Annotated in this window: 17 protein-coding genes; 9 read left to right on the top strand and 8 right to left on the bottom strand. The window is 40.1% G+C overall.

Annotated features, from left to right (window positions below; translation table 11 throughout):
• Positions 1-147: 147 nt before the first annotated feature.
• The gene (locus ACFX4X_RS23295) at positions 148-375 is read left to right on the top strand and encodes a hypothetical protein (protein ID WP_377386894.1); all 228 of its coding nucleotides are present in this window, start codon (positions 148-150) and stop codon (positions 373-375) included.
• A gap of 191 nt (positions 376-566) precedes the next feature.
• On the opposite strand, the gene ACFX4X_RS23290 is transcribed toward ACFX4X_RS23295, so the two are convergent.
• The 6 genes from ACFX4X_RS23290 to ACFX4X_RS23265 all read right to left on the bottom strand — a co-directional run bounded on the left by ACFX4X_RS23290 (position 567) and on the right by ACFX4X_RS23265 (position 6,124).
• A complete protein-coding gene (locus tag ACFX4X_RS23290; protein WP_061461991.1) occupies positions 567-755 on the bottom strand; it encodes a hypothetical protein in 189 nt (62 codons plus the stop codon).
• An 89-nt stretch (positions 756-844) separates the two neighbouring features.
• A complete protein-coding gene (locus ACFX4X_RS23285; protein ID WP_061461992.1) occupies positions 845-1,048 on the bottom strand; it encodes a YheE family protein in 204 nt (67 codons plus the stop codon).
• A 63-nt stretch (positions 1,049-1,111) separates the two neighbouring features.
• Positions 1,112-2,308 carry a YheC/YheD family endospore coat-associated protein gene (locus tag ACFX4X_RS23280; protein WP_377386891.1) on the bottom strand — a complete coding sequence of 399 codons (1,197 nt, stop codon included), beginning with the start codon at positions 2,306-2,308 and terminating at the stop codon, positions 1,112-1,114.
• The gene (locus ACFX4X_RS23275; RefSeq protein WP_284471521.1) at positions 2,305-3,672 is read right to left on the bottom strand and encodes a YheC/YheD family endospore coat-associated protein; all 1,368 of its coding nucleotides are present in this window, start codon (positions 3,670-3,672) and stop codon (positions 2,305-2,307) included. Before ACFX4X_RS23275 ends, ACFX4X_RS23280 begins: the two co-directional genes overlap by 4 nt.
• 3 nt (positions 3,673-3,675) lie before the next feature.
• Positions 3,676-4,746: a YheC/YheD family endospore coat-associated protein gene (locus ACFX4X_RS23270; RefSeq protein WP_089364922.1), complete on the bottom strand. Its 1,071-nt coding sequence runs from the start codon at positions 4,744-4,746 to the stop codon at positions 3,676-3,678.
• A 16-nt stretch (positions 4,747-4,762) separates the two neighbouring features.
• Positions 4,763-6,124, bottom strand: coding sequence for a YheC/YheD family endospore coat-associated protein (locus ACFX4X_RS23265; RefSeq protein WP_377386887.1), 1,362 nt, complete (start codon positions 6,122-6,124; stop codon positions 4,763-4,765).
• A 137-nt stretch (positions 6,125-6,261) separates the two neighbouring features.
• Between ACFX4X_RS23265 and ACFX4X_RS23260 the strand changes: the two genes are divergently transcribed.
• The 4 genes from ACFX4X_RS23260 (at position 6,262) to ACFX4X_RS23245 (ending at position 9,232) form a co-directional block, all read left to right on the top strand.
• Entirely contained in the window at positions 6,262-7,401 is a 1,140-nt protein-coding gene (locus tag ACFX4X_RS23260; protein WP_377386884.1) for a DUF445 domain-containing protein, read from the top strand.
• Between the two features lie 73 nt (positions 7,402-7,474).
• A complete protein-coding gene (locus tag ACFX4X_RS23255) occupies positions 7,475-7,831 on the top strand; it encodes a YlbF/YmcA family competence regulator (protein ID WP_061461998.1) in 357 nt (118 codons plus the stop codon).
• A 147-nt stretch (positions 7,832-7,978) separates the two neighbouring features.
• Positions 7,979-8,845: a Cof-type HAD-IIB family hydrolase gene (locus tag ACFX4X_RS23250; protein ID WP_061465992.1), complete on the top strand. Its 867-nt coding sequence runs from the start codon at positions 7,979-7,981 to the stop codon at positions 8,843-8,845.
• 114 nt (positions 8,846-8,959) lie between these two features.
• A complete protein-coding gene (locus tag ACFX4X_RS23245) occupies positions 8,960-9,232 on the top strand; it encodes a transcriptional regulator SplA domain-containing protein (RefSeq protein ID WP_311627337.1) in 273 nt (90 codons plus the stop codon).
• A gap of 614 nt (positions 9,233-9,846) precedes the next feature.
• Here ACFX4X_RS23245 and ACFX4X_RS23240 read toward each other — a convergent pair.
• Positions 9,847-10,296 carry a DinB family protein gene (locus tag ACFX4X_RS23240; RefSeq protein WP_061462001.1) on the bottom strand — a complete coding sequence of 150 codons (450 nt, stop codon included), beginning with the start codon at positions 10,294-10,296 and terminating at the stop codon, positions 9,847-9,849.
• 271 nt (positions 10,297-10,567) lie between these two features.
• On the opposite strand from ACFX4X_RS23240, the gene ACFX4X_RS23235 reads away from it, so the two are divergent.
• The 3 genes from ACFX4X_RS23235 (at position 10,568) to ACFX4X_RS23225 (ending at position 12,001) form a co-directional block, all read left to right on the top strand.
• Positions 10,568-10,888, top strand: coding sequence for a hypothetical protein (locus ACFX4X_RS23235; protein WP_377386879.1), 321 nt, complete (start codon positions 10,568-10,570; stop codon positions 10,886-10,888).
• A gap of 128 nt (positions 10,889-11,016) precedes the next feature.
• A complete protein-coding gene (locus ACFX4X_RS23230) occupies positions 11,017-11,412 on the top strand; it encodes a hypothetical protein (RefSeq protein WP_377386876.1) in 396 nt (131 codons plus the stop codon).
• A gap of 103 nt (positions 11,413-11,515) precedes the next feature.
• Positions 11,516-12,001: an HIT family protein gene (locus ACFX4X_RS23225; protein ID WP_377386873.1), complete on the top strand. Its 486-nt coding sequence runs from the start codon at positions 11,516-11,518 to the stop codon at positions 11,999-12,001.
• Between the two features lie 159 nt (positions 12,002-12,160).
• Here ACFX4X_RS23225 and ACFX4X_RS23220 read toward each other — a convergent pair whose 3' ends face one another.
• The gene (locus ACFX4X_RS23220; RefSeq protein ID WP_284471512.1) at positions 12,161-13,039 is read right to left on the bottom strand and encodes a dimethylarginine dimethylaminohydrolase family protein; all 879 of its coding nucleotides are present in this window, start codon (positions 13,037-13,039) and stop codon (positions 12,161-12,163) included.
• A 479-nt stretch (positions 13,040-13,518) separates the two neighbouring features.
• Here ACFX4X_RS23220 and ACFX4X_RS23215 point away from each other — a divergent pair.
• Positions 13,519-14,959: long-chain fatty acid--CoA ligase (locus ACFX4X_RS23215; protein ID WP_377386870.1), on the top strand; the 1,441-nt coding region annotated here is incomplete at its 3' end.

Here is a 14,959-nt window from a genome sequence, read left to right as displayed (position 1 = left end):
CAGGCAAAAATTCAAAGGGAATCTCAAAAAGGGGTTCGGAATTTTTTAATTCCGAACCCCTTTTGTCTACAAACTGAAACAACTTCCGTGAGGAAGTTGTTTTTTTATTCTTTAAATAATAACAAATCATAAGGAATGTCCGGTCAAATGATCGCACGGACATTAGGGCTATTGATGTTTGGAATGGTTGAATACTTTACCGATAATTTAAAAACACAGGTTATGGATTTTATCAAAACTCGTGAAAAACTGGCAAAGGAAATTAATATATATGTAAAAAGTTCAAATGAAAAAGAAGCACTTGCACAATCTAGAAATGGTTATGAAAAAGTGAGAGGGGAAATGTTCGGGGTATTGACAGTATTTGGTATATAAGGATATTTGATCCTTGAATTAGGGGTGTACTAGTCATAGCTAAAGGAAAAGAGCTTAGTTCGTATTTTCTTTTTGTCCTTATGTACCTCTATTGAAAACTTAGTCGGATTTCTACCTGACCTATAGAATTGGTGATTCACTCTTTGTATTCCGATTGGTTCAGGGCCCTCCAAAGAGAGCCCCTACTGGGTTTATTTATTGATATTGGGATCTGTTTCATCATAAAAATCATGTGCTTCCTCGATGTTTTGAAGGTTAGCTACTTCATACACATTTCCGCCTGCCATTCCTTCATTGATGATACGGTCGATATCCAGGAAAACAGAGTCCTTGCCATCATATTCGGTATCCTTCAAAAATGTCATTTTTTCTTTATCCAAAATAAATCCCTCCAGCCTTTTCTTTAGTTTAGGCAAAGGAGAGTTTTTTATACTGTTCAGGGGTTTCAAAATCAAAAGGGGGATAGGGTTCATTCATATACATGATAGACCATTAAGTCATGTATCATGCTTTTTAGTTTGGTTTCTTCTGTTTCAGAAGGTTTGTTGGCTGTCCACTCGATGGATCCATCTTTATGATATATGGCTTGAACTGCCTGCTTGTTGAAATAAAAGGAAATTTTCCATCCTGGCAAATTTTTATGCAGTGGTGACCATTGAAAATGGGTGATCATATGTATAACCTCCATATATGCTGTCTCTCATTTCATTATAATGGAAAGCGGCAGCTGGAGGTGTTATTTTATTTTCAGGTTGGAAAAAGTTAATTCGATGAAAAGGTTTTTTAAATGCAAAAGCCTGTTGACTTCAATTTCCTCTTCATCGAACTGCATGGGCTTTGAGTTCACTTCGTATATGAAGAGCGAGCCTGTTTCGTCTTCCCCAATATCAATGGAAAACTCACCGAGAAAACCGACTTTATTAGAAAGAATCTCTCCGCATTTTTGAGCGATATTCGCTAATTTTAGATTCAAGCTTCTTGATTGCAGGTTTTGATAAGGGAAAAGCTTACCCCCTTGTGGAGTGTGGGTAGTGATTTCCTGAGTTTGTGACATCCTTACTGCTTTGCCGGTCACTTTATAAAAACCTTTTTCATAATGGACGAGAATCCGGTAATCGTAACGATGTCCAAGAAGTTTTTTTGGGCTGATCGCCTGTTGGGCAAGGTAGCTTCTTTTTAATAAATCCTTTTTTTTCGTTTCCCAGAATGAGGTGAAATCAGGGAAGGATTCACTATGCTTCAGGCTATTGAACAAAAGCGTATCATCATGATTTTTGATGATCGTATAAATGCCCTTCCCTTGGCTTCCTTTGCAGGGTTTAAGGTATATATGCCTGTGGGTTTCCAGAAAAGCATCCAGGCAATCGCTGTTCCTTAGAATCATGGTGGGTGGAAGGTGATTGGTGAGGGATCCATCTTCCATTAAAGCTTCGAACATTACATATTTATCAAGAAAACAAGGGTTGAATAAGTTCATTCTATATTCTTTAAGGTGAGTGATAAGACGTTGGAATTCCTCTGACGCCTCATAGCCCCTTGAGGGGATTCGGTTATAGACGATGTCTGGGAGCGGCATCTTACACTCAATCCACTTGTTTGAAATGGAGGAAAAAACATACCCTCTCAACGTCTCGGAGTGAAGGGCATTTCCTGTGAATGCAAAGGTCAGAATCCCGTGCTTCAATAAAAATGATGATAGGTCCCGAAAAAGGGTCAAGTTTCCTCCCAAGCCTGATTCCTTTTTGGGATTGGAAGCAGTCAAAATTCCAACGACAAGCATCCGGTTACCTGGAAATACTGTGATTGGAATTAGGGGTTGATTCAAATGGTCCTTTTTATAGCTTATTTCCTCTACGGCAGCTCCGGCGAAAAGTTCCGCATTCTCTTCGGTGTGGTACCAGTTTTCAGAGGGGATATCGTAGAAAATGTTCATCGCTGTACACTGATTGAATTTGTAATGGTCTGTTCCGTAAGATAAATGGCATAATCAAGGCTTAGCTTTCTGGTTAGCAATTCGAAATCCTTGAGCTTTGGATGGGAAAAGATAGAACGTCCTGGTTTGGAATTGGCCTCAAACATCCAAACCTGCCCTTTTTTATCCAATCCAAAATCAAAACCTATTTCTGCAATGATGCCGTCCAAGTGCCTTTCCATACTATCACTTAAAACCAGTGCAGCCTCCGATAGCTTTCGTTCGACTTCTTTCGCCTCATCGTCATCTCCAAACAGTTCGGCAACCGTTTTGATGACGCCCCCGCTTTTAATATGGGTCGTGACGCTGCCGGCACCGGCTATTTTTGCGGCGATCGCGGTTACCTGCCATATTCCATTACTGTCCTTGTTCGTATGGACCCGGAAATCTACAGGGCGTTTTTCAGATCGAATTAATGGGACGCCCTGCTGTACGATAAGATTCTCAAGGGGTCGGTCATGAAAGATATGTTTAACGATGGCTTCCAATGTGGAAAACTTTTGCAATTTATTTTCTTTTGCCTCATTTTTATAGCGGCAATAGTAAACATCTTCATGCTTATCATAAATAATTTGATGAATGCCTAGTCCGAGACTGCCGTGAATTGGTTTAATATAAACTTGGCGGTAATGGGAAAGAAGGGTTTCCACCACGGATATGGATTGAAATGGATACGTTTCAGGTAAATAAGGCAGTGCCCGCTCATCCGCGCATAACCTTTCATTTACATCCCATTTATTGAAAAAACCTGGATTATACCATGGAATGGTATATTCTTTTTGAAATTTATGCTTCACCTCTTTTGGTCCATCGCGGTTTTCCGTCAAACGATTGGGGAGGCGGTCATAGATGACATTTGGAAAAGGAAATTCACAAATGTGCCAGTCATCGTTCTCAAACACATAACCTTTGATTGTCTCCTCATCCCAATTGATTACATTTTCTCCAAAAACAAAGGGGATACAGCCTGTTGTCCGGCTCAGTGAAAGGAGCTTTGCAAAAAAATCCGATCTCTCCCCCAATGGTTTGTTGGAAATGCCAGTGAAGCCTGAAGAAAAAATTCCGACAAGCGGACCAATATGGATGCTCTTGCCGTATATGAATAAATGAAGAGGAATATCGGTCTGATCGAATATTAGCGATTCCGCAAGACTTTCTGATAGGACGATTGATTGATTGATGGCCGGGTTTTGTTTAACGATGGCAGGACATGAATGCCGCCCGAAATAAATTAATTCAATCTCTGCCAAATCTCCAAGCTCTGAAGGGTAGAATAGAACATTGCCAGGGATAGCGGCAATTTCGGCAGGATAAGTCTTTCTCACTTTCTATTCACCTGCTTTCTGAAGATGATCGGCTAAATACCGGCTATATTGAAATGGTGCACGATGAATATCTTTCATGGCCTCCGGCTGAATTGCCTGAATGATTTTCCTGCCGGGTTTCGAGTTGATGTCCATTATCCATATTTGCCCTTTTTTATCGATACCTAGATCAATTCCCAACTCGAATAACCTTTCAAAAACGGCCTCGGTTTCTCTAGGAAGGGTGCGAAGGATATGCTGGATCTTTTGTTCGACAGCAATCGAAATCGTTTCCGGGTTTTTTTTGATGAAAGTATCCAATGAAATGGCTTCCCCGCCCGTGGCGAGATTTGATGTAATTCCGTCTTTTTGTCCAGTGCGAATTCCGCGGCCCCGTTCCATCCATTGATTCTTCTCGTTTTTTTGTAGTAAAATTCGTAAATCGAATGGCTCGTTTTTTTCGTTGCAAAGATCCAAATATGGCTGGCAAAGGTAACGGTATCGATTTAATAAATGATGCAGCCATTTGTTCAGCTGAGATGTGGAGGTGAATTGGCGATCGTATTTGGTGCCTTTTTTCGTCATGGAAACCAAAGTTCCGTCTGCGGTTTTTGATAGAAGATAGATACCTGTACCGCCTGCACCGAATTCAGGTTTAATAATCACCTTATCCAGGCGTTCCAAATGATCGGTAATATCTTCAGGTGTTGTCACTTGAAAGGTCTCTGGGAAAAATGCCTGTAGGAGTGGATGATTTTTTAGGATTTGGTAAACTTCCCATTTACCAGGAAGTCCAAGCCCTAAGAAATTCGAGTTATCTTTTAACCAATCGATTTTATCTCGCGTTTCCGTTGACTCACGGGATAATCCATGAAAACAGCGATCATATACAAAATCAGGTAAATCAAAGGACGTTGGAATCCATGTTTCATTCTCGGCATCAAAACGCTCGCCCCGCACTTTTTTTAGATCCCTATCAATATTTTCCGGTGTGAATTTACAAACTTTCATATTAAATGATTTAGCGGTTTTGGCTATTTCGGTGAAGTAATTGTTTTCATGTGAATCCGACGTGGCCATTAATCCTATTAACACGTGCTAGCAACTCCTTTTATGGATAGTTTTCGCGGTTAAGGACGAGCATGAAATCTATGATGGATTTTACTGATGGACGAAAGATTTCATAGCTGCCTTGAAATTTTTTCGATGGTTTCGAATTCACTTCGATGATCCATGGGTGTGTATCGGTATCCAGTGCTAAATCGATTCCGAGCTCGCCGAATGAATCGTCATGGTTTTCGACCAAGGCCTGGGCTGCGTTTTTAGCCAGCCGTACGAGCTTTTGATATATGTGGCTGGCTTCATGAAGGTCAAATGCTTCCCTTAGGAAATCTGGCCCGTTTTTCATTAATCCGCCTTGTGCAAGATTGGAAACAATAGTGCCTGGGTCTCCAATCCGGGCAACCATTGATGTAACTTTCCATTGAAGCTGATCATTCCGGTGAAGCAGTATGCGGAAATCAACTTTTCTCTGATCAGTTTCGAAAAGGGAAATCCCCTTTTGAAGAATGAAGGCTTGTTTTCTGGAAAATCTTTTTAAGGCGTTATACAATTTTTCATCCGTATCTGCAAAATGTACATCCCGGAGATGTCCGGAGTGCTCGATTTTCCATTTTTCAGCTACTTGCGTTAACCTGCAAATATTCCTGCCTTGACTGCCAGATGCCGGTTTGAAGTAGATTACCGAATGCTTTTCTATAAATGTCAAGAACGGCTCCTTTTCGTTAAAAGGTATCGTATCAGGCAAATTTGGCAGCAAATCATTTTCTGAGATCAATAGCTCATGTACATCATATTTGGAAAGGAACCTTCCATTGAACATCGGTATCGACAGTGCCTCCAGTTCATTTTTGAACAGCTCGAAAGAATGCGATGCTTCAAGTTTGCGCGAATGAATCCTGTTATAAAAGACATCAGGAATGGGGAGGGGCAAGATGTGCCAGCCATCTGGCCCTGTCTGATATCCTTCTACTACTCCATCTTTAAGCGACTGAAGTTTTACTAAATAGAAGGGGATACCCTGTTGATTACAGTATGATTTCATTTCCTGATAAAATTTTTCCATTTCGCCGAATGTCCCGTCTTGCAAGGGAGTCTGGTTCATGAGTGCAGCGAAGAAAGGGCCTATTTTGATTGACCTTCCTTCCTTATGAAATGAGACGGAAATTGGATCTGGAAAAGCAGGTAAGGATAAAATCTGGTTCATGTCAAATGAAAGTTTCAATGTAGGCATTGATGAAGGGAATGGTTGGACAAGCACAGGGACGGAACGGCATCCAGCCATGATCGTAACGGGTTCTCCAAATTGAAGGCCCCATTCCTCAAATAGTTTTTCTTCGATAAACAGAAGCGCCTTCTTTCTAGTCACTGCAGGGTTTACCGTAATGAAAACTTTCTGATGGTTAAGGTTCATAATAATTCCCCGTTTGCACTAAGTTTGATATCCTTTTATAATTAAATGATGGGCAAAAGTGGATAACACATTCTATGTTTTTTTTATCAGAAGGTGTCATTAAGCCCATAGTTCAAGCAATAAAAGGAGAAATTTTCTTGGATGAGTTTTGGATAAAGATACTGTTTATGGTCGTCGTAGGTGCTGTAATAGGAGGTTTCACCAATTTATTGGCTATCCGAATGCTATTCAGACCTTATAAACCAATCTATATTTTCGGGAAACAGCTGCCGTTGACACCAGGGTTGATCCCGAAGCGGCAGGATGAGTTAGCGAAACAGTTGGGTAAGTTGGTGGTTGATCATTTAATCACGGCAGAGAGCATCCAAAGTAAAGTCATCAATGATGCCTCTATACAGAATATGAAAATTTTCGTTCAGGCAGAAGTAAAGAAAGCATTGTCCACGGAAAAAAGTACTGCTCAATTGCTTGATCAATTGGGAATGAAGAATTCTTCATTCTCGATAGAACAGAGATTACAAGCATTCATTCTTGGTAAATATGAAACATGGTCGGAAGAGAACCGGAACAAAAGCTTGAAGGATATCGTCCCGCCGCAGATTCAGCAAAAAGCCCTTGACTCGATTCCTGATATGTCACGATTCATCGTAAAAAAGGGAAAAGAGTATTTTAACAGTGCAGAAGGCAAAGGCCGTCTTGAAGACATGTTGGATGATTTCTTCAAGGAACGGGGCAAGATGATCAATTTAATTCAGATGTTCATTGGAAACGAAAAGTTAATTGATAAGATCCAGCCGGAAATCATAAAATTCTTTGAACAATCCCGAACGATTGATATATTGTCAGGGATGATGATGAAAGAGTGGGGAAATCTGGAGAAATGGGATGTAGAGAAAATCGAGGAATTGATCGGTAAAGAAACGATTAGACAATTGATTACCGAAAAAACGGCAGAAATGATGCCAGTCTCTTCTATCATGAATAAGCCAGTTCGAGAATTGACAGCCAGTTTCACTAACACCATTGTGGAAAAAGGTGTCCCGATTTTCGTGGGAAAAGGTGCCGAGTATTTAATCAATCATTTTCAGCCGCTATTCCAAAAACTTCACTTGGACGATATCGTGGAAGAACAGGTTTCGTCATTTTCGGTGTCCCGGCTTGAGGAAATGGTCGTTTCAATCACTAAGAGAGAATTGTCCATGATCACATACCTCGGGGCTTTGCTTGGTGGAATCATCGGTTTATTTCAAGGTTTCGTAACTGTTTTAATAGGATGACGTGTAATTCTCAAGCGGATTTGTTATAGTGGAAAAGATGTAGGAATACAATGATTACAGGGAGGGGAAATAAATGAATAACGTATATGATGCAGCGTACGAAATGGAAAAGGCGATTAGGGCAAGTAATGAATATGCCGACTTGCAACGCTTATATGATCTTGTCAATTCTGATGAAGCAACAAAAGGAATGTTTGAAAACTTCCGCAATCTGCAGATGTCATTGCAGCAAAAGCAAATGATGGGACAGGAGATCGCTCCAGAAGAGGTTGAGCAAGCACAAAAGACGGTACAGCTTGTCCAACAAAACCCAACCATCTCACAATTGATGGAAGCTGAACAACGGATGAGCATGGTAATCGCAGACCTCAATAAAATTATCATGAAGCCGCTTGAAGATTTATATGGCTTGCCTGAGCAACAGCAATAAGAGTTGGAGACTCCCTTCTATAATGGTTGGGAGTTTTTTTGTTCCCAAGAATGTACCGTATGCAAGGGTCATGAACTACTATTTGTTCTACTCTCTAAATTTTAGTCATAAATTTGAAAGAGGATACTACAGATGGGGGAGATCAGCATGGTATATCGTCTACTTGCGGTCAATATCGACGGGACATTGCTCCAGTCGAATGGCCGTTTAAATAAATCGACTAAAGAAGCAATCGATTATGTACACCAAAAAGGTGTCCATGTTGCACTTGTAACTTCAAGAAACTATCATTCAGCAAAAAAAGTGGCCAAAGCCCTAAAAATAAATCCGATGATCGTTGCTCAGCAAGGAGCTTTTGTCGGAGCTTCCATTGAAAAGCCCATTATGGTAAAAAGAATTTCAGAAGAACTGACTGCAGAGCTTGTACAAATGCTTGAAAAGGCCACGTGCCAAATTTTGCTCGTCCATGAAAAATACTCGCTGGGAAATCGGGTGAACCTCCCGGAGAATTTACTTGGCAAAACGGTTATGTATCTGAATGATCAAAATATTTATGCGCAAAATTATGTGGATGATATCAGTGAAGAGCTCATTGACCAGCCGATGGCCCCTACGAAAATGGATATAATATTTTCAGAAAAAAGTGATCAAAATGATATGCTGAAATTAATAAAGGAAATGTTCCCTGAGGTAGATGCAATCTTGCATCCAGGACATAAGCTGACAATTGTTCCAAAGGGTGTTTCTAAATGGAGTGGTGTATTGTATTTAGCTGATCATTTAGAGGTGAAAAGAACGGAAATCGTCTCGATTGGAGATGGATTGGATGATATGGAGATGATTGCCTGTTCTGGTCTGGGTGTTGCCATGGGCAATGCGGATGAGGAAGTTAGGAAAGTGGCAAAATGGGTGACGCGCTCCAATGATCAAGATGGTGTGGCCTACATGCTAAGGGAATTTTTCCGGAAACAGCATCCAATCGATTTTCTGCAGAAGATGAATATGCTTAAGTGAATGTCGGGCTCCTTCATATAAAAGGGGCCCCATTCACATAATGCCGCTTTACGAGGCCTGGTATTTGTCATAAATAATTCTAAGCATCTTTCCATAAACTAAAGGAAATCAGTAATGGAAAGGAAGAATTCAATGGGTGTAATCAACGCGAAAGAGGTTCAAGTCGGCGACGAGGTTTTTGTGATTTATAATAATCCCCATGTTCCTACCGTTTCGAATATAAGGGCAGCGGAAATTGTCCCGCATCCCAAAGATCCAAATGCAGTTGCCTTGTTCTTGAACGATACATTTCATACTATTGAAGATGATGATGCATTGTTCTCTTCGGAAGCCGCAGCAGAAAAAGCATACAGTGATTATATGGATAACCAGGACCAGATGACTTGAGAAGACGTGTACGGAGAAAGAATGAAAAAATGAAAGCCCTCGCCTTAGCGGGGGCTCCTTTTGATAATTGGCCTACAGCATCGATCTTCGCAGAAGCGCAGAATTTGACCCATATGAAAAGTTTTCGTCAAATAGCCGCAAGATTGACCATTTCGCCATACGTTATAAAACCTTTGAAAGGTTTCTCTAGTTTTTCATTCAGGCGTTCTTCGGGAATGGAGAGAAGGCGGTCGTATTATTCTTTGAATTGTCGACTCAGTACTTCAATGGCTGGAACGGCGTTTATCCATTCGGAAGGACTAGTGCCTTCAGCGAATGAATCAGCATATTACGCAGGGAGATTGCCGACTTTTTAGGGTGGTCAAGAAAGAATTTTTCCGATACAAACAGGGGGTGACCTAGATGCCATTTAATGTTGTTGTTGAAACCCTATGGTTAAATGGTTGGAAGTCAGGGGTAATGCGATCAATGGTCATTTCAAAAAAATCCCCTCTAATAAATTAGAAGCGTTACTTTAATGGGTTCATATATGTAACTCCTATTATGCATGAAATCAAATCCTTGTTCATAAAAAAAACTGTCACCCATTTTCAGAGTGACAGCCTGTGGCTTAATCAGTTAGTAGATTGAATGAAGAGTTTCATTGCATGAATTTGTCCAATGTGATTGGCTTCGTGCAAGACTACGAAATTAATGAATTCCCCCACTGTTTCCATTCCGTTGAAAGGCTTTGCTGTTTTCTCTGTCAATCGTTCTTCAGGAATTTCAAGAAGTCGGCCAAGTTGTTCTTGCAGCTGTTGCTTTAAAACTTCAACGGAAGGTACATCCCCGGTCCAGTCGGAGGGTTTCGAGCCATATCCAAATAGCTGGCTGTAATTCGCTGGCAATTCACTGTTGGATTTCAATAAAAAATTTTCGGCTGCAGTAAGGACATGTCCAAGATGCCAATGGATTGTATTATTAAAACCTTCAGGCTGCACATCCATGAACTCTGGTTTGATTCCCTCGATTTCTTTTAAAAGACTGCCGCGCATAACCGTTAGCTGATTTTTTACATAATTCATTTTACATTCCCCTTTCAATCTCTTTTTAATAAAGACTATCTCTTGAAATTATAGCAAGGATATTTCAATATTATCAAACTTTAGACATGTCTTTTCAAAAGGTTTGGAAGAAGGGGCCACAATGATGTTGACGACACAGTCGGCGAAAAAGGTATACAAAACGATGGTTGAGCAGGCAATGCAGGAAACTGAGCTGATTTTGATGGTAAAAGGCTGATAATGGATCACTTGCTTTTCGAATCCTTCAGATGAGAAGGACTCTGTACTCTTATTGGAAGGATATAGTCATCTGGGCTCATTATTATTGAAACATGAAGTGGATGGGAAAATCATTACAGATCTCGATGAAATGCTTTCCTCGTTAAGCAGCCTGGCAGGGTACCATTTACATTATCATACTGGTGTGGGTGTGGGTCTCTGTTTAGGCAAGCTTCTGTTCACGACGATTTTAAGCATCCCCTTTGTCAAAATTTCTTTTTCCAAAAAAGTCAATCGTTCACTCATCCGATTGACAGGTGTGATAAGCATGGTTTTCGGTTGGGTTTGGTTGAACGCAGGCTATAGCCCAAGGGATACCGGGGGCATGAACTGACAAGTAAAAAACTTGAGGTTTTTTTTACTGCTTAAAACGATAAACATTCCTATTACTCTTTTGAGTGGACTAGTATAATGAAATATATTGGATAAATAATCCACCTAGGTATGAGGAGATGACATGTAATGAAAAGGAAACCATTCCTGCTTGCACTTAGCCTATTATCAATAACATTTACCGCAGGTTGTACAACAAAGCAAGAACATATTTCCATTCAAAAATATGAAGGTAAAAACTACAAATTCGAAGCATATAAAGAAAAGATAGAGATTGAAAGAACAGAAAAAACAAAAGAGATAATTAAGAATGCTGACTGGGACAAATACGAGTTGGAGAAAGGTCATCCTAAGGCGGACTATATCTTTTATTTTAATGATGATAAAGATGAAGGGAAGATACCCGTGTATTATGTTTGGGTTAATTCCGAAGAAAATAGTGTGGAATTGACGCGGGATAAACATAGCCAGTTTGTACAGTTAAATAGAAAGGATTCTGAAACGCTTTTAAGACTGTTGCACTAATTAAAAGAAAGTGGATATCCAAGTCCTGTCATTTCAAAAACATTATAGAAATCTATGTACATTAACGAAAATCAGTTAGTTAAGTACTCTTTTGGAGGGATTTATGAGGAAAATGACTTTGTTTAATGGAAAAACGATTGAAATCGAATGTTTAAGCTGTGCTTTAACGAGTGGGGAAATAGAAGCGGATGGTGGTGCAATAGTCGAAACCGAGTATTTTCATGCTCACCAAGACGTTGCATATCCCATTGTAGGTTTAGTTATTTTAGCATCCAAACGCCATATTAAGTGCTTTGATGAATTATATGACTTGGAGAAGGTTGATTACATAAACATATTATCCAAGATTAGAAAAGCTCAAAGGGAGGTACTAGGGATAGAACATGTTTATTATTTTTACAATGAGGATACTCCCCACCACTTTCATACTTGGATGGTTCCTCGATATGAATGGATGTACGATTTTGGACGTTCGGTGGAATCTGTTAGACCGGTTTTGCTCCATGCAAGAAATAAGTTGAATAATGATGAAAATTTTAAAAGTTTACTTGATGGAATCAAGGCTTTAAAAAAAGAACTAAACCCTTAATTATTCCTTGTTCCTCAAACAGATGCGGGAGCTCCATAAAAATAAAGAGACCACTCAAGCGGTCTCATTTGTTTGTACAAAAATCAACAATAATGTTTGAAAAAGTTGAATTAAACCGGGCTTCAAAAGGGCAAGTCCGGTAAAATCTTTTCATTATTCTCAGGCTGGATCAATCTTCTTATTCGTTGTCCTTAATAATGGCATGGTGCAACAACGGAAAGAGCCACCGGACTTGATGATTTCGCTTATATCAACTTCTATGACTTCGTATCCGCGTTCACGAAGGTGACTATTTACCTTTTTATTACATGGGAGGCTGAATAATTTTTTATTCCCAATGGAAAGCACATTGGTCCCTAATGTGAATTGTTCTTTTATAGTCACCTCAATTATGTCATAACGTGAAGCTAATAAATCCAACTCTTTTTTTGTAAAGGACTCTGGAAAAATAAGCGCCTCTGTTGGTGATATGATATTGAAAACGCAGTCTAAATGAAGGAATTTTTCAATGAAAGGCACCGCAATGATTTCGTATTCCGGTAATATGGTTTGGAGATGCTTAATAGATGTTTCATTCGTTCTATCACTGACTCCAATATAGATGGTTTTTCCGTCGATAATGACATCCCCTCCCTCTATATGGTTTTCGCGGAGGTTGAAAAATGGGATACCATTCGTTTCGAGCCAGGATTTCAATAATAGTTCCTCACCCTGCCTGATACCTGTAGCCATCTCGGCTACGTAAACGGTATTGCCAAGAGTGAAACCGATATCTCTCGTAAATACCTGTTCTGGATATGTATATTTAGGCGGAAGTTTGATGACTTCAATCCCTTCATGTTCAAGTGCCTTAATAAATTGGGCGTGCTGCTCCCTGGCAAGTTCCTTATCGATATTTTTTTCTATAAACTCTTTTTGCGTTTCGTTAATGATTTCACGGATTTCCATATAACGAGGTTCACATACGATCACCCGTGATAGCTTTGAATATTCGCTCGCACAATATGCCTCAAGTTCTTCGTTTATCTTGTTTACCATAAATGAGCTCCCTTTTAAATATAATTGTATCTTTACTATTACCTCTTTTTCTGGAAAGAAACATAAAAAATAGGTCGTTGCCTCGCTAATCTTTGTCTTTAACTTAAAAACGGGCCGTTGACCTACAATTCCGACATTCTTAGAACTGCAGCTGAACGATTAGAATATTTTTAAAAAAGGATCTGGTTGATATTATCCCCTTAAAGTAGACAGTGTAAAAAGTCCATGAAAAAACATGGATGTTACACAATTTCTTGGAGGGAATTTTATTATGGCTAAAAAAAAGGGGGTAATTTTCAAACTTATTCAGAGGAATTCAAGATTCAGGTTGACCAAAGTTATTTAAATAATGAGGGTAGCCAATCTGCTATAGCGAAAAAGTATGGTCTTAAAAGTAAAAAGCACCTAGGGATAAAGGATTATTTTTTTTCTGGTCGAATATATAATGAATACGTTTTCAATACAAGGGGGAGATTGGAATGATGGATACTCCATTAATCATGACTCAAATCATTGAGAGAGCTGAAAAATATTTTCCGAAGAAAGAGGTAGTTTCGCGTACGGATGGTGGAATTCACACTTTTACGTATGCTGAAATTGCTGCGCGTACAAGAAGGCTAGCTAGTAACCTTGAAAAATTCGGTATTAAAACAGGTGACCGTGTTGGAACACTTGCCTGGAACCATCATCGGCATTTAGAAGCTTATTTTGCGATTCCTTGTCATGGCGCTGTCCTACATACAATTAATATGCGTCTTTCTCCTCAACATGTTTCTTATATCATCAATAGTGCGGAAGATCGATTATTACTGATAGATCCGGATGTCATCCCCCTGTTAGAAGCGATTAAAGATGAGTTAACGACCGTGGAAGGATATATCTTAATGACCGATAAAGATGAGCTGCCTGAAACGACACTTTCACCAATTTATCATTATGAAAAGTTATTAGCCGAAGGGAATCCAAAACAGCCCTTCATTCAAGCTTTGGATGAAAATGCTCCTGCCGGCATATGTTATACCTCCGCCACGACCGGGAATCCAAAAGGTGTGGTTTATTCACATCGCGGGATTTTGTTGCATGCGATTGCACTGGGACTTGCTGATTCTACAGCAATAAGCGAACGGGATGTGGCCCTTGCAGTCGTGCCCATGTTTCACGTGAATGCTTGGGGCATGCCTTTTGCCAGTGTTTGGTTTGGCACTAAGATGGTTTTGCCTGGACCCTACTTCACCCCAAAAATTTTGGCAGAGCTTATAGAAACGGAGAAGGTTACAATTGCAGCAGGGGTTCCGACGATATGGCTGGGCCTATTGAAGGAGCTGGAAGAAGGTAGCTATGATATGAGCAGCATTCGCGCAGTTTTATGCGGAGGGTCGGCTGCCCCAAAAAGCATGATTAAAACCTTTGAACAAAAGTACGGGATTCCATTCCTGCATGCCTATGGAATGACTGAAACAAGCCCGCTCGTTTTTGTTTCCAAACCAAAAAGCTACCAGGAAGACCTCCCTGAAGAAGAACTATATGAGTTGAAGGCCAAGCAGGGCCTTGTCTCGCCAATGATTGAAATTAAAGTGATCGGCCAGGACGGCGAAGTAAAACCTGATGGAAAAGAAATGGGCGAATTACTAATTAGAGGTCCATGGATTGCGAATGAATATTTTAAGGATGAGCGGTCAGAGGATACATTTAAAGATGGCTGGCTTTATACCGGGGATGTTGTCACGATTGATGAAGAAGGATTCGTGAAAATCGTCGACAGGACTAAAGACTTGATTAAAAGCGGCGGTGAGTGGATTTCTTCCGTTGATATAGAGAATGCATTAATGGCCAATGAAGGACCCTTTGAGGCGGCGGTGATTGCAGTGCCTCACGAAAAATGGCAGGAACGACCGATTGCTTGTGTTGTTTTGAAAGACG

Origin of the sequence: Peribacillus sp. YIM B13481 (assembly GCF_042787985.1) — a bacterium.
In the GTDB taxonomy this organism is placed as follows: Bacteria; Bacillota; Bacilli; order Bacillales; family DSM-1321; genus Peribacillus; species Peribacillus simplex_A.
Note: the sequence above shows the minus strand (reverse complement) of the source record. Positions and strands in the feature narration are given on the sequence as shown.

Bases quoted from the DNA above. Each gene is read 5' to 3' on its own strand.
- ACFX4X_RS23285 (WP_061461992.1), bottom strand. From the start codon at position 1,048: ATGATCACCCATTTTCAATGGTCACCACTGCATAAAAATTTGCCAGGA.
- ACFX4X_RS23240 (WP_061462001.1), bottom strand. From the start codon at position 10,296: ATGAATTATGTAAAAAATCAGCTAACGGTTATGCGCGGCAGTCTTTTA.
- ACFX4X_RS23255 (WP_061461998.1), top strand. From the start codon at position 7,475: ATGAATAACGTATATGATGCAGCGTACGAAATGGAAAAGGCGATTAGG.
- ACFX4X_RS23265 (WP_377386887.1), bottom strand. From the start codon at position 6,124: ATGAACCTTAACCATCAGAAAGTTTTCATTACGGTAAACCCTGCAGTG.
- ACFX4X_RS23245 (WP_311627337.1), top strand. From the start codon at position 8,960: ATGGAAAGGAAGAATTCAATGGGTGTAATCAACGCGAAAGAGGTTCAA.
- ACFX4X_RS23230 (WP_377386876.1), top strand. From the start codon at position 11,017: ATGAAAAGGAAACCATTCCTGCTTGCACTTAGCCTATTATCAATAACA.
- ACFX4X_RS23295 (WP_377386894.1), top strand. From the start codon at position 148: ATGATCGCACGGACATTAGGGCTATTGATGTTTGGAATGGTTGAATAC.
- ACFX4X_RS23220 (WP_284471512.1), bottom strand. From the start codon at position 13,039: ATGGTAAACAAGATAAACGAAGAACTTGAGGCATATTGTGCGAGCGAA.
- ACFX4X_RS23250 (WP_061465992.1), top strand. From the start codon at position 7,979: ATGGTATATCGTCTACTTGCGGTCAATATCGACGGGACATTGCTCCAG.
- ACFX4X_RS23225 (WP_377386873.1), top strand. From the start codon at position 11,516: ATGAGGAAAATGACTTTGTTTAATGGAAAAACGATTGAAATCGAATGT.
- ACFX4X_RS23280 (WP_377386891.1), bottom strand. From the start codon at position 2,308: ATGAACATTTTCTACGATATCCCCTCTGAAAACTGGTACCACACCGAA.